Here is a 15,964-nt window from a genome sequence, read left to right as displayed (position 1 = left end):
GCGCCCAGTCCATCTCCCGTTTCCTCACCAAGGGGACCAAGGTCGCCGTCGAGGGCCGACTCCGCTGGAGCCAGTGGGTCGACCGCGACACGCAGAAGAACCGCTCCAAGATAGAGGTCGTCGTGGACGACATCGAGTTCATGGGGCANCNCGGNGACGGCCAGGGCAACCCCGGTGGNTACGGGCAGGGGGGTTACCCCCAGGGAGGCCAGGGGTCCTATCAGGCCCAGGCTCAGCAGGCCCCGCAGGTCCGCGAGCCCTACGCCCCCCAGCAGGCGGCGCAGCCCAACTGGGCGGCCGCCACGCCGGAGACCCCGGCCCCGGCAACGCAGGCCCAGCCCCCCATGGGCGAGACCTACGAGGCCGACATCCCGTTCTAACTTCCCGGCGGCCTCGCGGCCGCCGCAATGAAAGGTACCTAAGACATGGCCACTGAGTATCNGCGTNAGCCGCGTCGCANGNATTGCCAGTTCTGCAAGGAGGATGTCGAGTTCATCGACTACAAGGACACCCAGCTCCTTCGCAAGTACATGACCGACCGCGGCAAGATCAAGCCCCGTCGCGTCACCGGCGCCTGCACGCAGCACCAGCACGACATCGCCAACGCCATCAAGCGCGCCCGCATCATGGCGCTCCTGCCCTACACGGTTCCCGTGGTCTCCAACCGCGGCGGCCGTCGTCGCGACTAGCACCCGGAGACCTCGGCAGTGGGTNCCGGCGGCAGGGACNGGCGCGACGAGGNGCCCGAGAAGGAGACATCGATCGTCAGGTACGGGGGCAACCGTCAGGGTGACTCCCGCAGCCTGGTGACCGCGCTGCTCTGGGCCGGGCTCGGCTCGGTGGCGGTCACGGGCCTCTCCGTCATCGNGGTGGCCATGGTCGCGTACGGCGTCTCCTTCGCCCNGGTCAACGGCCTCTCGCGGCCGCGCAAGGCCCTCGTGGCCCTCGCGTGCGCCGTCGGGTTGGTCCTCGGCCTCCTGTGGGTCCAGGGTGCGGCCGCCGTCCTGGTGAAGGGTGTCGTCGACTGCGCGCTCGCGTGGGTCGTCGGCTCCCTGGCCGCCGGCCGCCGGGCCNNCGTCACCACGGACTACGCGGTGGCAGCCGTGGCCTGTGCGGCCTATATCGCCATCGACTTCGGGTTCGCGGCCCTCGCGGGCCTCGACGGCGCGGCGGTCCTCACCCAGGCGATCTCGTCCGCGGTGGACGAGGCCGCCTCGACCTACGGCCTCGACGTCGCCGCCCAGCTCAGGTCATTCTCGTGGCTCCTCGGCCTCCTCTGGCCGTTCGGCTACTTCGTCCTGGCGGGCATGAACGTCCTGGCCGGCCACTACGGCGGTTTCCTGGCCCGCGGTCCGTCTGCGGGCAAGGTGTCGTGGCGGCCCGTGGCCTTCGACTCGCCCCTGTGGTCGGTCGTGGTCCTCATCGCGGGCGTCGCCCTGTTCGCCTTCGGCGGCGTCTTCGGGGCCGGCGCGCAGGTGGCCCGGGCCATCGGCCTCACCTGCGTGCTCGCCGTGAGGTTCGTCTTCCTCATGGACGGCTACGCGGTGCTCACCTGGTGGTTCAACCGCCACGGCGTGGGCTGCCTCCTCCGCACCCTGGTGCTGGTGGTGGCGATCGACCTCGAGGTCACGTTCTTCGTCGTGAGCCTCCTGGGCCTCGTGGACTTCTGGGCCGACTTCCGCCACATGCGGGCAGGGGACGGCCGTTCCGGGGCACAGGGGGAGTAGGAAAAGGAAGTGCCGGCCCTGGCGCCGGCGTCAGAAAAGGAGAGTCCCATGAAAGTCATCCTTCTGGGTGAGCTTCGGGGCAAGGGCGGAGAGGGCGACATCATCGACGTCGTCCAGGGATATGCCGAGAACTACCTGTTCCCCAACGGCATCGCCCAACCNGCCACCCCGGGCAACATCAAGCAGCTCGAGCAGCGTCGCAACAACATCGCCATCCGTGAGGCCAAGCGCATCGCCGATGCCGAGGCCCTTCGCGATCAGCTCGACGGCAAGGNCGTCGTCNTCGATGTGAAGATCGGCGACGAGGGCCAGCTCTTCGGCTCGGTCACCAACGCCATGGTGGGCGACGCCCTCAAGGAGCAGTACGGCATCGAGATCGACCGCAAGCGCATCGAGATCAACAAACCCANCAAGNCCGCCGGCCTTCACGAGGTCGTCGTGGGCATCTACCGCACCATCTTCGCCACCATCGGCGTCCAGGTGGGTGCCCCCGAGGACCTGCCCGAGGGCGACGAGGACGTTCCCGCCGACGAGGAGATCGTCGCCGAGGACGCCTCCGAGGCCACGGAGTCCGAGGAGGCCTAAGGGGTTCCCGGGTACGGCGAGTAGCCCGCTTTCAACAACGGCTTTTCGTCCACCCGTGGCATTCCACCGGCTTTTACCTGCGCGATCATAAGAGGAGGCTGTCCGTCAAGGTCGACGGACAGCCTCCTCTTTCCTGTGGTTTACCAAAACAGTGCTATCTACCTGCAACTTTGTGCTGAGCAATGAAAGAACCGCTGGTAGGGCCCATGGTTCTGTNTGAATACGAACAGAGGTTCTACCAATGTTGACAACTGTCATGGGGGCGCCCGTAAAGTTTGTTGAAAACGTTCAAAACCGGCGAAGGTCCAGCACGGGGGCCTCTCCTTGGAAACATCGGGGTGATGATAAGGCGGAACGCCCGATTTCCCATAATCAGTCTAACCTCTTACCGGTCCCGATGGGCTAGGATACCGGTGCCGCACCCGTCGTNAGCCGAGAGGAGCCCATGGCCATCGCCACCGTGCCGGCGCCCACGTTCGGCGCCGCGCCCCCCGCCATGCCCCAGGACGTCGAGGCCGAGAAGTCCGTGCTCTCGGCCNNGATGCTGTCCCAGGACGTCCTGCAGGAGTGCCTCGTCGAGCTCGAGGACAACGACTTCTACCTGCCGCGCAACCAGGTGGTCTACCAGACCCTGCGCGACATGTTCGACAACTCGCTGCCCATCGACCCCCTGAGCGTGGCCGACCGTCTCCAGAGCGCCAAGAAGCTCGAGAGCGTAGGTGGGCCCGCCTACCTGGCGGAGCTTGCGGCCAACACCTTCTCGCTCTCCTCCTGGCGCCACCACGCCGAGATACTCCGGCGCGACCNCACCCTGCGCCAGATCATCATGGCCTCGGCCCAGATCACGAGCCTGGCCTTCGACGCCCCGGAGGACACCAAGGAGGTCGTGGACTCCGCCGAGCGCATGATCCTCTCCGTGACCGACCGCGACGTGCGCTCCAACTACATCTCCATGCAGGACGCCATGCAGGCCCTCTACGCCGAGCTCCAGGCCCAGGCCGAGAGCGGTGAGGAGATCGCCGGCGTGCGCACGGGCTTTCAGCGCCTGGACGACATGCTCCTTGGCATGCGCGAGGGCCAGATGGTGGTCGTGGGCGCCCGCCCCGGTGTGGGCAAGACGTCGTTCGCCNTCAACCTGGCCGTGCAGNCGGNCGAGGCCGGCGCCACCGTGGCGTTCTTCTCCCTGGAGATGAGCTCGACAGAGATCGCGCAGCGCCTGCTGTCCGCGTACTCGCAGGTGCCACTCCAGAAGATCCGCTCCGCCAGGATCGCCGGCGAGGATTGGNCCAACCTCANGGACGCCTCCGCGCGCCTCTCCCAGNTGGACATCCTCATCGACGACACCCCCGGCACCACGGTCACCGAGGTGAGGGCCAAGGNCCGCCGTATGCTCCGCAACAAGGAGAAAGCTGTAATCATCCTCGACTACCTGCAGCTCGTGAGCCCGCCGCCCTCCAAGCGCTCGGACTCCCGCGCCACGGAGGTCTCCGAGATGAGCCGTGGCATCAAGATCATGGCCAAGGACCTCCGCGTGCCTGTGGTAGCCCTGTCGCAGCTCAACCGTACGTCCGAGAACCGCACCGGCAAGCGCCCGCAGCTCTCCGACCTGCGCGAGTCCGGCTCCATCGAGCAGGACGCCGACATCGTCATCCTGCTCGACCGCTCCTCCACCCCCGAGGAGGCCGAGCGGGCCGACCNTCCCGACGANGGCATCACCGAGTTCATCGTGACCAAGAACCGCTCNGGTCCNGTGGGNACCNNCGAGATGGTCTTCCTCAAGGAGTCCACGCGCTTCATGCAGCTGGACCGCAACCACGNCGCCTAGCACCGCCGCTCCGTCCCTCCACCCGGACACTTTTGTCCCAATGGTCGGGCACTTCTGTCCCACTGCAATGTTATCATTATAGAAATATGTTTAGTGATGCATTCGACGGGGAGGGGCGCCGTGGGCGCTGACGGCCGTGCTTTGAGATGGGTGGTGTTGGCGGCCTTGGCGCTGCTGTGCCCATCCGCCCCTCTCGCGGCCGCTTGGTCCGGGGTGCTTTGGTTCGTCCTGTCCAGGTCGGAAGGGGGCTTCGGAGACGGTGCTGCCGACGGCCTTATCTGGGCGGTGGCCCTGGCCTTGTTGATGGTTTCCGCCCGATGGGTTCCGCCGGAAGATTGGGTGATCGTCGACGCTGTTCTATGGCCTCCGGTGCCGTGCGCCCTCGTGCAGTNTCTGCTTGCCGTGCTCTTTTACCTCCGTGGTCTCGACGTCCAAAGCTTCGTCCTTCCCAGCATCGCCGGCATCGTCTCCGGATTGGTTCTCGCGGCCGACATCCCGTCGGCCGTCGTGTACCTCTCGAGCATCGGTTCGATCGCGGTTTTCTCCTATGCNCTCGCAGAGGGGCGCACCGGGGCGCCCGCTGTCACGAGGGCCGAGGAGAGGGGGATCGTATCAAGTGTTCCAAAGGGGCGTTTGAGTCCGCGTGAGGAGCAGGTTGCCGACCTTGTGGCTGTCGGGGAGACTCCGGCGGCAGTGGCGGGGGCCCTCGGTATTCGCGAAGGGACCGTTCGTGTGGTCCTCAGCCATGTATACGAAAAGCTCGAGCTGGATGGAATCGGGTCGCTGAGGAGACTGTACGGTCCGGCCGTTGGGGGTGGAGAAGGGTCTTCTGCCGGCACCTACCGCGGGGGACGAAGCCTGTGCCTTGGCATAGCCGGCGGCTGCTGCCTTGCGGCTGGCGCTACCGCTGATATGGGCTTCTCTCTTGAGATGCCGCTGCTTGCCGCATCGGTCGTTCTTTTGGTCGGGTTTGTCCCGCGGCGCGGTATCATCCTGCCGGCTGTCCTCGAGGACCCCTATGGCCTGGCGGTTTTGCTCGTGGGGTCGTTGGTGGGCTGGGTTACAACCACATCCTTTGCCTGGGCCTGTGCGGTTGCGGGTCTTGCCGCCNAGCTGCCGCTTGACCTGACCCCGGCGCTGGCGGCCCGCCTTCTCGCGTTTGCGCTTCCTGTGGCAGTGGCCTTTCTGCCGGCGGTTGTGGGGTNCTTCTCGCCGGCGCCAATGGAGGTGGGTCAGGAGGAGCGCCTGGATCACTNTCTGAGGTATCGAGGGNGCAGCGCGTTGGAGGCGGCGGTCCTCCTGGCNATCGTCGCCGGAAAGACGGGGCCGCAGATCGCCGAGTCCATCCACTATTCCCTCGGCACGGTGAACAGGCTGCGGCGGCGTGGGTACGCGCGGATGGGCGTGCANTCGGTTACCNAGCTCCGAAAACTCGTTGCGGACGCCCTGGCGTCGGACGCACACCTACCCCTTTCGTAGCTCAAGAGACTTTGTCTCGCAGGTAGGCCACCCATCCCCTCACCACACCGACACCCGCGGCAAACCACCAGAACCAGACGGGCACGGTGAGAAATGCCGGTCGCGGACCCTGCCATATCGGGATGTAGCGGGTGAAAAGGAAGAACGTCGCCGCCCCGAACGCGAGCGACGCGACGGTGAGCATCGTGCCCGGTTGCTCCCCTCCCCGCCAGAACCCCTCGGGAAACCGCATATAGACCCATGTGAGGGCGGGTAACGCAACGACGGGCCATACCTGGTCGGGGTGGCCCGAGCGCACGGCGAGGAGCCAGCAGGCGACCCCGACGGCGTCCGCCAGCGCTACAGCGCGCAGGAGGGACGGTTTCCATAGACCTCCTTCAACGGTTGTCATGCATGCTGGCATCGTGGACCGCGGGGCCGCCCGTGTCTCTATGCACCCCGTATCTTCCCGCGTTTATGACGGTGCGGCTCGGGTGTCTTGGTCCCCGCCCGGCGACGTCGGTCTGGCCCTTCTCGCCGTTTGGTACTTTTTCGCGAACAAGGGGACCGAAAACCACCAAACGGCGGGTTGTTTGGTGGTTTAGATGAGTTTTTTAATCGAAAAGTACCAAATGGCCNAAGCGGNCGCTTCGAGGGGGNGGCGNCNNCGTCCCGCTCCAGCCGGCGCCCTGCCGGCGCCCCGGTCTTATCTATACTGGAGGGGTTCCCGCGCCGCGGGGGAAGCGGCGCCACTGTCTGTTAGGGGAGAGAGCGTATGGCCTCGACGATTCTTGTGGGTACCCAGTGGGGCGATGAGGGCAAGGGCAAGGTGACCGACCTCATCTCCGGTGAATACGACGTGGTCTGCCGCTGCCAGGGCGGCGCCAACGCGGGTCACACCGTGATGGCCAACGGCCACAAGTTCGGCCTTCACCAGATCCCGTCCGGCGTCATGTACGACGGCGTGGTGCCCGTCATCGGCAACGGCTGCATCGTCGATCCCTCGGTGGTGCTCGAGGAGTTCGCCACCCTGGACGCCCAGGGCGTCTCCTACGACAACCTCAAGATCAGCGGCAACGCGCATATCGTGATGCCCTACCACAAGGACCTTGACGGCGCCAACGAGCGGCGCCTCGGCAAGAACCTNATCGGCACCACGCGCCGCGGCGTGGGCCCGTGCTACTCCGACAAGGCCGCCCGCATCGGCCTGCGCATGCAGGACATGCTCGACGAGAAGATCTTCCGCCAGAAGCTCGAGTGCGCCCTGCTCGAGAAGAACCCCATCCTCGAGAAGATCTACGACATGCCCGGCTACACCGTGGACCAGATCTGCGAGACCTATCTGCNCTACGCCGAGCGCCTGCGCCCNTACATCATCGAGAGCTCACGTTTCCTCAACGAGTGCATCGACGAGGGTAAGAACATCCTGTTCGAGGGCTCCCAGGCCACCATGCTCGACATCGACTTCGGCACCTATCCCTTCGTCACGAGCTCCAACTGCACGGCCGGCGGCGCCATCACCGGCTCGGGCGTGGGCCCCAAGCACGTGGACCGCGTGCTCGGTATCGCAAAGGCCTACCTCACCCGCGTGGGTTCGGGCCCGTTCCCCACGGAGCTGCCCCAGGGCGACGAGATCGGCGAGCTCCTCTGCGAGACCGGCCACGAGTACGGCGTGACTACGGGTCGCAAGCGCCGTTGCGGCTGGTACGACGCCGTCATCGTCAACTACGCCGCCCGCGTCAACGGCCTCACCGACCTCGCCGTGACCAAGCTCGACGTACTCGGCTGCCTCGACACCATCAAGGTCTGCATCGCCTACGACGTGGACGGCGTGCGCTACACCACGGTCCCCGAGCACCAGTCGCTGTTCTACGACGCCAAGCCCGTCTACATCGAGCTCCCCGGCTGGAAGTGCGACATCTCGAACGTGCGCAGCTACACCGAGCTGCCCNGCGAGGCCAAGGACTACATCGNCCTCATCGAGCGCCTCTCCGGCGTGNGCGTCTCCATCATCGCTGNCGGCCCGGACCGTGAGCAGACCATCAACCGCCACTGGAACTAGGCAAACAGCCCACGACCCCGCTCCGGAAAGGGGGACCGTTTGTTCGCCATCGTGACAGACACGCTGTCAGACCTCCCGCTGGAGTGGTGCGACGAGCACGACGTGCGGCTGGTGCCCATGCACCTGCGCACGCGGGCCGGCGACTCCCGCGACGTGCTGGAGGTGCATCCCGCCGACACCTATGTGACACTCGCCACCAAGCCGTCGTCCGTGCGCACCTCGCAGCCGTCCCCATCGGAGTTCACCGAGGTCTTCGACGGTCTGCTCGACTCCGGCGTGACCCAGATCCTGTGTGTGACGGCCTCCTCGGCGCTGTCCCAGACCTACGACAACGCCGTGGCCGCCGCCCGCGCCGCCAACAAGCGCGGCCAGGTGGCCGTGATCGACTCCAAGACGCTGTCGGCGGCCGAGGGCATCGTCGTGGCGGACATCGTCCACGGCCGCGAGGTCGGCATGGGCTTCGAGGAGGCCGTGGACCACGCCGCCCGCCTCGTGCGCCATGTGACGCTGCTGCTCATCGCCCCGCCCGGCGCCCGGCTCTTCCCGCGCCCGGGCCACCGCGCGCCCATCAGACGCCTCCGACGCGTCATGGAGGGTTGGATGGGGGCCTACGGGCTCGTCACCCTCGACGAGCAGGGACGCCTGGTCACGGTGGGCCGTGCCGCGGACCAGCGCATGCTCGCCGGCCGCATCGCGCGCCTCATGAGCCTCGACGCCCAGCGCGACGGGTCCCTGCGCTACGTTGAGATCTGCGTGGGCTACCCCAGGAGCCTCTCGGTGCTCGAGAAGCCTCTGGACACCAACGAGTTCATCAGCCGCCGCACCTCGGTGGCCAACGTGTCGGGCGCCGTGGCCTGCCAGCTGGGGCTGGGGTCCGTGGGCATCGCCTACGCGCCGGCTCGCTACCTCGTGGGCGGCGACCTCGACGAGGGGGCCGGCTACTTCCACGAGGGGGAGCTCGAGGAGGTCGGGCTCTGATCCGGGCGGTCCCGCGGGGGAGCGGGGCCGCCCCTTTTGCGCCCGGCACCGCCGCGGCGCCCACGAGAGAGAAGAGAGAGGACACAGACCATGGACGTTCTGCTTTTGGGTGCCNGCGGCCGCGAGCACGCGCTGCTCAAGGCCATCCAGGCATCGCCGNAGTGCGGCCGCGTGTGGGCGGCCCCCGGCAACGGCGGCATGGCGGGCGCCGACGTCGCCCCCATCGACGAGAACAGCCCGGCCGCCGTGGCCCGCTTCGCCACGGACAACGGCGTCGACCTCGTGGTCATTGGCCCTGAGGCGCCGCCCGTGGCCGGTGTGGCCGACGCCTGCCGCGACGCCGGCGTGCCGGTCTTCGGCNCCGGCGCCNAGGCNGCGCAGCTGGAGGGGTCCAAGCTCTTTGCCAAGCGGGTCATGGNGCGCGCCGGCGTGCCCACGGCTGCCTATGCCTCGTTCACCGAGGAGGCCCCNNNCNTGGCCTACGTCGAGGAGCAGGGCGCCCCGCTCGTGGTGANGGCCGACGGCNTGGCNGCNGGCAANGGTGTGGTGGTGGCCCAGACCGTGGAGGAGGCCGCNGAGGCCGTGCGCTCGTGCTTCTCGGGTGCCTTCGGAGAGGCCGGGTCGTGCGTGGTGGTCGAGGAGATGCTCACCGGCCCGGAGTGCTCGCTCCTCTCGGTGACCGACGGCACCACCGTGGTGCCCCTGGCCTGCGCCCAGGACCACAAGCGCGCCCTGGAGGGCGACCTCGGCCCCAACACGGGCGGCATGGGCGTCTACTCGCCGGTGCCCTTTGTGACGCCGCAGGANCAGGCGGCCATGGAGACCGCCAACGAGAAGGTGGTCCGCACCTTGGCGGCCATGGGCATCCCGTACCGAGGGGTCATCTACGGCGGCTTCATGCNTANNCCCGAGGGGCCCAAGGTGCTCGAGTTCAACGCGCGGTTCGGCGACCCCGAGACCCAAGTGATCGTGCCGCGNTTCAAGGGCGACCTGCTGCGGTTCCTCTACGCGGCGGCCACCGGCACGCTGGACGCCGCCATGGCCTCCTGGGACGACGACTGGGCCGTGTCGGTGGTGCTCGTCTCGGAAGGCTATCCCGGTTCTTATGAGAAGGGAAAGCCCATCACGGGTATCGAGGAGGCCGAGGAGGTGCCCGGCGTCACGGTGTACCATNCCGGCACCGCCCTCGCAGACGANGGCACCCTGGTCACCGCCGGTGGCCGCGTGCTCGACGTGACCGCCGTGGCCCCCACCTTCGAGGGGGCGCGCGACGCCGCGTACGCCGCCTGCGATAGGATCGGGTTCGAGGGCAAGACCCTGCGCCGCGACATCGGCGCCAAGGCCCTGCGGGGCCGCGAGGCTTGGGAGGTTTAGGACGTGGACGAGCAGACCGAGGACGTGGCCGTGGTGGAGGAGCCTGCGGAGGAGGCCTCCGACGGCTGTGACCACGCGTCGGGGACGCCTTGTCGGAGGGAGTTCGTGGGTGGGGGAGACGACCCGCGCGACCGCGGCCTCTGCGAGGCCATCGACTCCGAGGAGAAGGCCTGGGAAGGCAGGATATTCGACGTCGACACGCTGCGGGTGACTCTGCCCGACGGGCGCCCCGCCCGCCGCGACGTGGTGCGACACCCGGGGGCCGTGGCCCTCGTGGCCCTCACCGACGACGGTCGTGTCTGTCTTGTGCGCCAATATCGCACCGCCCTCGANCGGGTGACCGTGGAGCTGCCCGCCGGCAAGCTCGACCCCGGCGAGGATCCGGAGCACTGCGCCCGCCGCGAGCTACTCGAGGAGACCGGCTTCGAGGCCGAGAAGCTCGCCTTGCTCACGTCTATCGTCACGAGCTGCGGTTTCTCCGACGAGCTCATCCACATCTACATGGCCACGGGCCTCACGTTCGTCGGGTCCGACCCCGATGCCGACGAGTTCCTCAACGTGGACCTCGTGGACACGGAGGAGTTCGTCGACGCCGTGCTGGACGGCCGTGTGGAGGACGCCAAGACCGTGGTGGGAGCCTTGGCCCTGGACGCCATCGGCCGCCGCCTCGGCTGACCCCTGTCCCATCACCCGGACACTTTTGTCCCAACGGTCGGGCACTTCTGTCCCAAAACGGGGCTGACGCGGATGTGCGTCAGCCCCGTTGCCTGTGTCAAAGGGGACGGAGGGTTCTATCACATGGCGGGGTCAATCGGTGCCGCTCAGCCCTTCTTGATCTCGTCGGCGGCGCTGACCCCCACGACGAGGAGGCAGTAGGCCCCACGGACGAGCAGGACGACCCCGATGGCAACCCCGGCGAGCTTTGCGACGATCAGAGGATCCATGNCATAATNCCATCTTCGTAATCGGTTAGCCGTAGTGAACGCTAGTAACGAGTTGCGATCCACTGATATTTCCTTTTAGGAATCGCGTATCTGATGTTTGAATGGAACTGCCTCTACCAATGGGCCTATGACCACTGTACGTCCCTCTAAGAGTGTCTTACTGATAAGAGTAAAATGTGTCGGTAAAAGGTAGATATATTCACGTAAGCGTAAAAAAGTCAATATTTTACTCACTATGATAGAGATATTGAATCAAGTGAATGGTCCATGACGCCATCGGGTCATTCCACCGCCACCGACATCGCCGTGTTGACCAGACCCTCCCACGCCCCAGTCGCACCCCGCGCCGCAAGTCCCGCCCCGCGCACCTCGCGCGCCCGCGAGGGGTAGAGTCTCTACGGTCCGTCGTTTTCCGTACCCGAGGAGCCGCCCGTGTCTTCGCACCGTCCCACCCTGTTCCGCTCGTTCCTCGAGTACTACCGCCCCCACTGGGCCCTCTTCTGGGGCGACACCGCCTGTGCCATCGTGCAGGCCGGCACAGAGCTCGCCTTCCCCGTCATCCTCCGCGGCCTGGCCGACGGCCTCTTTTCCGACGGCTCCGAGGCCATCCTCTCNAACCTTTGGTGGANCTGNCTGGGCCTCGTGTTCATGTACGCCGTGCGCTACGGCTGCCGCTACTTCGTGAGCTGCTGGGGCCACATCATGGGCGCCCGCATGGAAAGCGCCATGCGCCGCGACCTCTTCGACCAGTACGAGCGCTTCTCGTTCTCGTACTTCGACCGCCACAACACCGGCNACCTCATGAGTCGCCTGGTCTCGGACCTCTTCGACATAGCCGAGGCGGCCCACCACCTGCCCGAGGCCATCATCGTGTGCACCATCGAGGTCGTGGGCGCCTTCGTGGTCATGTTCCTCATCAACTGGCAGCTTGCCCTTGCCATGGCCGTGGTCACCGCGGTGCTCGGCTACTGGTGCCTGCGCGTGAACCGCCGCATGAAGCGCATATTCACCGAGAACCGCGAGCGTATCTCCGACGTCAACAGCCAGCTGGAGGACTCCCTCGGCGGCGCCCGCGTGGTGAAGTCCTTTGCCAACGAGGACCTGGAGCGTGCCAAGTTCGGCCGCTCCAACGACGCCTACCTGGGATCAAAGGAGGCCATGTACCGCGCCATGGGCAGCTATCAGGCCGCCGCAGCCCTGCTCACCGGCGCCCTCTACACCATCATCATCGTCTTTGGCGGCTACCTCGTGGCGGCCGGCTCCATGACCGTGACGGACCTCGCCACCTACGCCCTCTACGTAAGCCTGTTCACCACGCCGCTCCAGACCCTCATCGACTTCACCGAGATGTTCCAGAAGGCCCGCGCCGNCTTCNAGCGCTNCGACGAGGTGCTCTCCACCAAGCCCGACATCGCCGACGCGCCCCACGCCAAACCCCTCGAGGTCACCCGCGGCCACGTGCGCTACAGCGACGTCTGGTTCTCCTACGGCGACGACGTCCAGGACACCCACAAGGCCGTGCTCCAGGGCTTCGACCTCGACATCGAGCCGGGCCGCACCTATGCCCTCGTGGGCCCCTCGGGAGGTGGCAAGTCCACCACCTGCGCCCTGCTCCCGCGTTTCTACGACGTGGACCGCGGGTCGGTGACCATCGACGGCCAGGACGTGCGCGACGTGCAGCTGGACAGCCTGCACCGGGCCGTCGGCCTCGTGCAGCAGGACGTCTACCTGTTCAACGGCACCATCGCCGAGAACATCTCCTACGGCCGCCCCGANGCCACGTTCGAGGAGGTCGTGGAGGCCGCCCGCAAGGCCAACATCCACGACTTCGTCTGCGGCCTGCCCGACGGCTACGAGACCGAGGTGGGCGAGCGCGGCGGTCNCCTNTNCGGCGGCCAGAAGCANCGCATCGCCATCGCNCNGGTGTTCNTCAAGGACCCCCAGATCCTCGTNCNCGANGAGGCCACNAGCGNCCTCGACAACGAGAGCGAGCACGCCGTCCAGGAGTCGCTGGCGCGCCTGGCCGAGGGTCGCACCACCCTCGTGATCGCCCACCGCCTCTCCACCATCAAGGACGCCGACGTCATCGTCACGGTGGACGGCGGCCGTGNGGCCGAGGTGGGAACCCATGACGAGCTGCTGGCCCGCGGCGGCACCTACGCGCGCTACTACCGCATGCAGTTCGAGGGGGACCGAGGATAGGGCCGCTTTCCGCTACCATCGACTGATTTCGATGTATCGTTGGCCGGTTTCTGAAAGATTTGACAGTCCCCAACGGGTAACCTTCTAAAGGCATCCCTACGCCCCGAGCTCNAGGAGGGCCCGTGATCGCGACAGTGTGGATATGGTTCTTCCTCGCGTGCATCNCCATCGGGTACGTGTGCGGCATGTTCCTCACGGCCGACGTCGTGTGCCGGCTCGTGGTCCACAGGAGCGCGTTCGAGGTGGGGGACGGCAACCCCGGTATGGCCAACATCGGCCACGAGCTCGGTCGGGGCTGGGCCGCGGTCGTCCTCGTCGGCGACTGCCTCAAGGTGCTCGTGGCCACGCTCATCTGCTGGCACTTTCTCGACATCCTCCTCCCGCTGTCCGCCTCCCTCGCCGGTGTCGGTGCCACCCTCGGCCACAACTTCCCCGCGTGGCACCGCTTCCGCGGCGGCAAGGGCGTCTCCACCACCTGCGCCGCCATCATCCTGGCGTGGCCGGCGGCGGGTGTGGTCTCCTGCCTTGCGGGTCTTGCCGCCGTGGTGTTCGGCGGCTACCTCTGCTGGGGTGCCGTGACCATCACCGGCGTCTATGAGCTCTTCTGCCTCCTGCAGCTCCTCGTGGTTCCCACGGCGAGCCTCTCCGCCTATGTGAGCGCGTGGACCATGCTCGGCTGCGCCACGGTGCTTTTCGCCCTCATGGCGGCCGCGCACGCTCCTGCCATCCGCGGCATCAAGGAAGGGGGCACGCCCNGGGCCTCCCTCTCCCAGAAGGTGTTGGGGCGTNGGCACTCGTGACCGCCCCTCTNACCGCCCCTCCCTATGGGAGTTGCGGGGATTGAACGACCCGCACAGGCGCCGTGGGCCCGGTTGCCTACAATGGGNTGGTCATGGACGGGGCCGATCATCGATGGCACNNCCGGGTGGGAGACTCGATGGCGCGTGAGAAGCGGAGCAAGTGGCTGACCGACGACGAGGTCGAGGCCCTGTTCGCCACGGTCGACGAGACCGGCCACTCCAACACCGCCACCGCCGAGAAGGAGCATCGCCGCCGCCGTCGCAAGGGTGTGGGCCTCGAGGTCGACCCCCTCTCCGGCAAGGACCCCTCCGGTTCCAACGTGGGCGCCGTCATCGCCCGCACCGCCGTGGCGTTCGTCGTCGTGCTGCTCATCGCCATCGTGGGCGCCCAGGTGGGCTACGGCGTCATGCGCCGCTCCTCCACCGCCAACCTCACCGCCAGCGTAACGCCGCAGTCCGTGGCCTCCGCCCTCCAGGGTGGCGTGGAGTGGGGCAACGGCTTCACGCAGTTCCCCGAGGACTTCTCCGTGCAGGAGGCCGACGAGGCCACCGGCCGCGTGGAGGTCACCGTGGTGGACGTCACCAGCGCCAACGAGATGGAGGCCATGTCGGGCGGCTACATCCAGGCCACGGCCTTCGCCACCAACGCGCTGCTCAACCCCAACATCAACACCGTGATCTACCACATCGACGTCCACGACGGTGGAGACGGCAAGATCGAGAACGCCCAGCTCTTCGGCTTCTTGCAGCCCACGACGCCGGTGAAGAACTTCATGACGTTCATCTTCACCAAGGCCACGTCAAAGTCGGGTGGCTTCAACATCTTCTGCACCATCACCGGCATCGACGGCCCCACCATGGAACGCCTGCGCGAGAAGATCAGCTCCTCGCCGCTGGACTTCCTGGGCGCAGACTCCCCGGACGCCGACGCCACGGCCGGCGGCACGTCGGCGTCCGTGCCGACCAAGGCGGCCGGGGGATCGCAGNCGGCGGCCTGACGCCCTGTCACCCTGGTTGGGCTCCCTGCCTGCCACANCCCCGGTACCCAGGGGGCGGTCCGCGGTGTCCGCAGGCCGCCCCCCCGTGTCGCAAGCGGTTGTCGTCCCTGGGGCCTTAGGCCTCCAGCAGCTTCGCCACCTCGCCGAGCCTGGACTCGAAGCTCACGCCGCGCATGGCGTGCTCGGGCTGGTCCTGGGTGACCACCATGGCGTCGTGGACGAACCTGCCCGCGAAGTCCACGGCGTCGCCGAGGGATCGGCCGCACATGACGGCGGCCAGGAGGCTCGAGCAGAACAGGTCGCCCGTGCCGTGGAGCATGAAGGGCAGCTTCTCGCCGGAGACCTCCAGGGCCTCGATGCCGCTGCCGGCCACGTAGTTGCGGATCTGNCCGTCGCCGTGGTCCACGCCCTTGACCANCACGGTCTGCGCGCCCATGGCCAGCAGCGCCTCCACGTTCTCCTCCACGAAGGCCTCGTCCACGTCCTGGCCTCGGTACTCGATGCCGGTGAGGATGGCGGCCTCGGTGAGGTTGGGGGTGAGGATGTCGGCGCCCTCCACGAGCCCCTTCATGGCCTCGCAGAGCTCGGGGGTGTAGGTGGGGTAGATCTTGCCGCCGTCGCCCATGACGGGGTCCACCACGCGCAGGGCGCCGGGGTGCTCCCGGTAGAGGCGCTGGATGGAGGCCACCTGCTCGGGGGCGCCCAGGAAGCCGGAGTACACGGCGTCGAGCTCCACGCCCTCCTCCTGCCAGGCGTCCAGGTAGGGCGACAGCATGTCGGTGGTGTCGAGCATGTAGAACTCAGGGTAGAGCGTGTGGGCCGAGAAGAGCNANGNGGGCANGGGGCACANGTNGCAGCNGGCGGCGGNGNGCNCGGGGATGGCGACGCCNAGGGAGCACTTGCCGTAGCCGCACAGGTCGTGCACGGCCCCCACCCGGGGGATGTAGGCGCCCTCGCGCTCGTAGAGGTAGACGTCCTTGGGGCTCGCAACGCAGGTCATGGGTTCCTTCT

15 protein-coding genes are annotated in these 15,964 nt (G+C 67.3%); 12 read left to right on the top strand and 3 right to left on the bottom strand.

What is annotated here, in order from left to right; translation table 11 throughout:
- The 5 genes from JX283_RS01320 to JX283_RS01295 all read left to right on the top strand — a co-directional run.
- Nucleotides 1–380 (top strand): single-stranded DNA-binding protein (locus JX283_RS01320; protein ID WP_204828989.1); only part of this gene is annotated, 380 nt, incomplete at its 5' end.
- 45 nt (nt 381–425) lie between these two features.
- Nucleotides 426–689, top strand: coding sequence for a 30S ribosomal protein S18 (rpsR, locus tag JX283_RS01315; protein ID WP_204828988.1), 264 nt, complete (start codon nt 426–428; stop codon nt 687–689).
- Between the two features lie 1,086 nt (nt 690–1,775).
- The gene (gene rplI / locus JX283_RS01305) at nt 1,776–2,312 is read left to right on the top strand and encodes a 50S ribosomal protein L9 (protein ID WP_204828982.1); all 537 of its coding nucleotides are present in this window, start codon (nt 1,776–1,778) and stop codon (nt 2,310–2,312) included.
- A gap of 445 nt (nt 2,313–2,757) precedes the next feature.
- Complete coding sequence (gene dnaB / locus JX283_RS01300) at nt 2,758–4,137, top strand: replicative DNA helicase (RefSeq protein WP_204828981.1); 1,380 nt, start codon at nt 2,758–2,760, stop codon at nt 4,135–4,137.
- 339 nt (nt 4,138–4,476) lie between these two features.
- Complete coding sequence (locus tag JX283_RS01295; protein ID WP_204828980.1) at nt 4,477–5,616, top strand: LuxR C-terminal-related transcriptional regulator; 1,140 nt, start codon at nt 4,477–4,479, stop codon at nt 5,614–5,616.
- A gap of 1 nt (nt 5,617) precedes the next feature.
- Here the strand turns inward: JX283_RS01295 and JX283_RS01290 are convergent, their stop codons facing one another.
- Nucleotides 5,618–6,007 (bottom strand): hypothetical protein, encoded by a 390-nt coding sequence (locus JX283_RS01290; RefSeq protein WP_204406921.1) that lies wholly within the window; start codon nt 6,005–6,007, stop codon nt 5,618–5,620.
- A 363-nt stretch (nt 6,008–6,370) separates the two neighbouring features.
- Here JX283_RS01290 and JX283_RS01285 point away from each other — a divergent pair, with 363 nt between their 5' ends.
- The 4 genes from JX283_RS01285 (at nt 6,371) to JX283_RS01270 (ending at nt 10,684) form a co-directional block, all read left to right on the top strand.
- A complete protein-coding gene (locus tag JX283_RS01285) occupies nt 6,371–7,657 on the top strand; it encodes an adenylosuccinate synthase (protein WP_204828979.1) in 1,287 nt (428 codons plus the stop codon).
- A gap of 39 nt (nt 7,658–7,696) precedes the next feature.
- Nucleotides 7,697–8,635, top strand: coding sequence for a DegV family protein (locus JX283_RS01280; RefSeq protein WP_135977894.1), 939 nt, complete (start codon nt 7,697–7,699; stop codon nt 8,633–8,635).
- A 90-nt stretch (nt 8,636–8,725) separates the two neighbouring features.
- Complete coding sequence (purD, locus tag JX283_RS01275) at nt 8,726–10,009, top strand: phosphoribosylamine--glycine ligase (RefSeq protein WP_204828978.1); 1,284 nt, start codon at nt 8,726–8,728, stop codon at nt 10,007–10,009.
- A 3-nt stretch (nt 10,010–10,012) separates the two neighbouring features.
- Nucleotides 10,013–10,684: an NUDIX domain-containing protein gene (locus JX283_RS01270; protein ID WP_204828977.1), complete on the top strand. Its 672-nt coding sequence runs from the start codon at nt 10,013–10,015 to the stop codon at nt 10,682–10,684.
- Between the two features lie 146 nt (nt 10,685–10,830).
- On the opposite strand, the gene JX283_RS08615 is transcribed toward JX283_RS01270, so the two are convergent.
- Nucleotides 10,831–10,953: a hypothetical protein gene (locus JX283_RS08615; RefSeq protein ID WP_255533386.1), complete on the bottom strand. Its 123-nt coding sequence runs from the start codon at nt 10,951–10,953 to the stop codon at nt 10,831–10,833.
- Between the two features lie 432 nt (nt 10,954–11,385).
- Here JX283_RS08615 and JX283_RS01265 point away from each other — a divergent pair, with 432 nt between their 5' ends.
- From JX283_RS01265 to JX283_RS08720, 3 genes are all read left to right on the top strand, one after another.
- Complete coding sequence (locus JX283_RS01265) at nt 11,386–13,155, top strand: ABC transporter ATP-binding protein (RefSeq protein ID WP_239652411.1); 1,770 nt, start codon at nt 11,386–11,388, stop codon at nt 13,153–13,155.
- A gap of 122 nt (nt 13,156–13,277) precedes the next feature.
- On the top strand, nt 13,278–13,955 hold the full coding sequence (locus JX283_RS01260; RefSeq protein WP_239652410.1) for a glycerol-3-phosphate acyltransferase: 678 nt from the start codon (nt 13,278–13,280) through the stop codon (nt 13,953–13,955).
- Nucleotides 13,956–14,092: 137 nt separating this feature from the next.
- On the top strand, nt 14,093–14,953 hold the full coding sequence (locus JX283_RS08720; RefSeq protein WP_370583383.1) for a hypothetical protein: 861 nt from the start codon (nt 14,093–14,095) through the stop codon (nt 14,951–14,953).
- A 115-nt stretch (nt 14,954–15,068) separates the two neighbouring features.
- Here JX283_RS08720 and JX283_RS01255 read toward each other — a convergent pair whose 3' ends face one another.
- On the bottom strand, nt 15,069–15,953 hold the full coding sequence (locus tag JX283_RS01255; RefSeq protein ID WP_204828976.1) for a bifunctional hydroxymethylpyrimidine kinase/phosphomethylpyrimidine kinase: 885 nt from the start codon (nt 15,951–15,953) through the stop codon (nt 15,069–15,071).
- Nucleotides 15,954–15,964 lie beyond the last annotated feature (11 nt).

The sequence above is a fragment of the Olsenella sp. CU969 genome, from assembly GCF_905219715.1.
Taxonomy (GTDB): Bacteria; Actinomycetota; Coriobacteriia; order Coriobacteriales; family Atopobiaceae; genus Granulimonas; species Granulimonas faecalis.
Note: the sequence above shows the minus strand (reverse complement) of the source record. Positions and strands in the feature narration are given on the sequence as shown.

What these genes read in the sequence shown, in the direction of transcription:
- JX283_RS01290 (WP_204406921.1), bottom strand. Translation starts at nt 6,007, where the DNA reads ATGACAACCGTTGAAGGAGGTCTATGGAAACCGTCCCTCCTGCGCGCT.
- JX283_RS08615 (WP_255533386.1), bottom strand. Translation starts at nt 10,953, where the DNA reads ATGGATCCTCTGATCGTCGCAAAGCTCGCCGGGGTTGCCATCGGGGTC.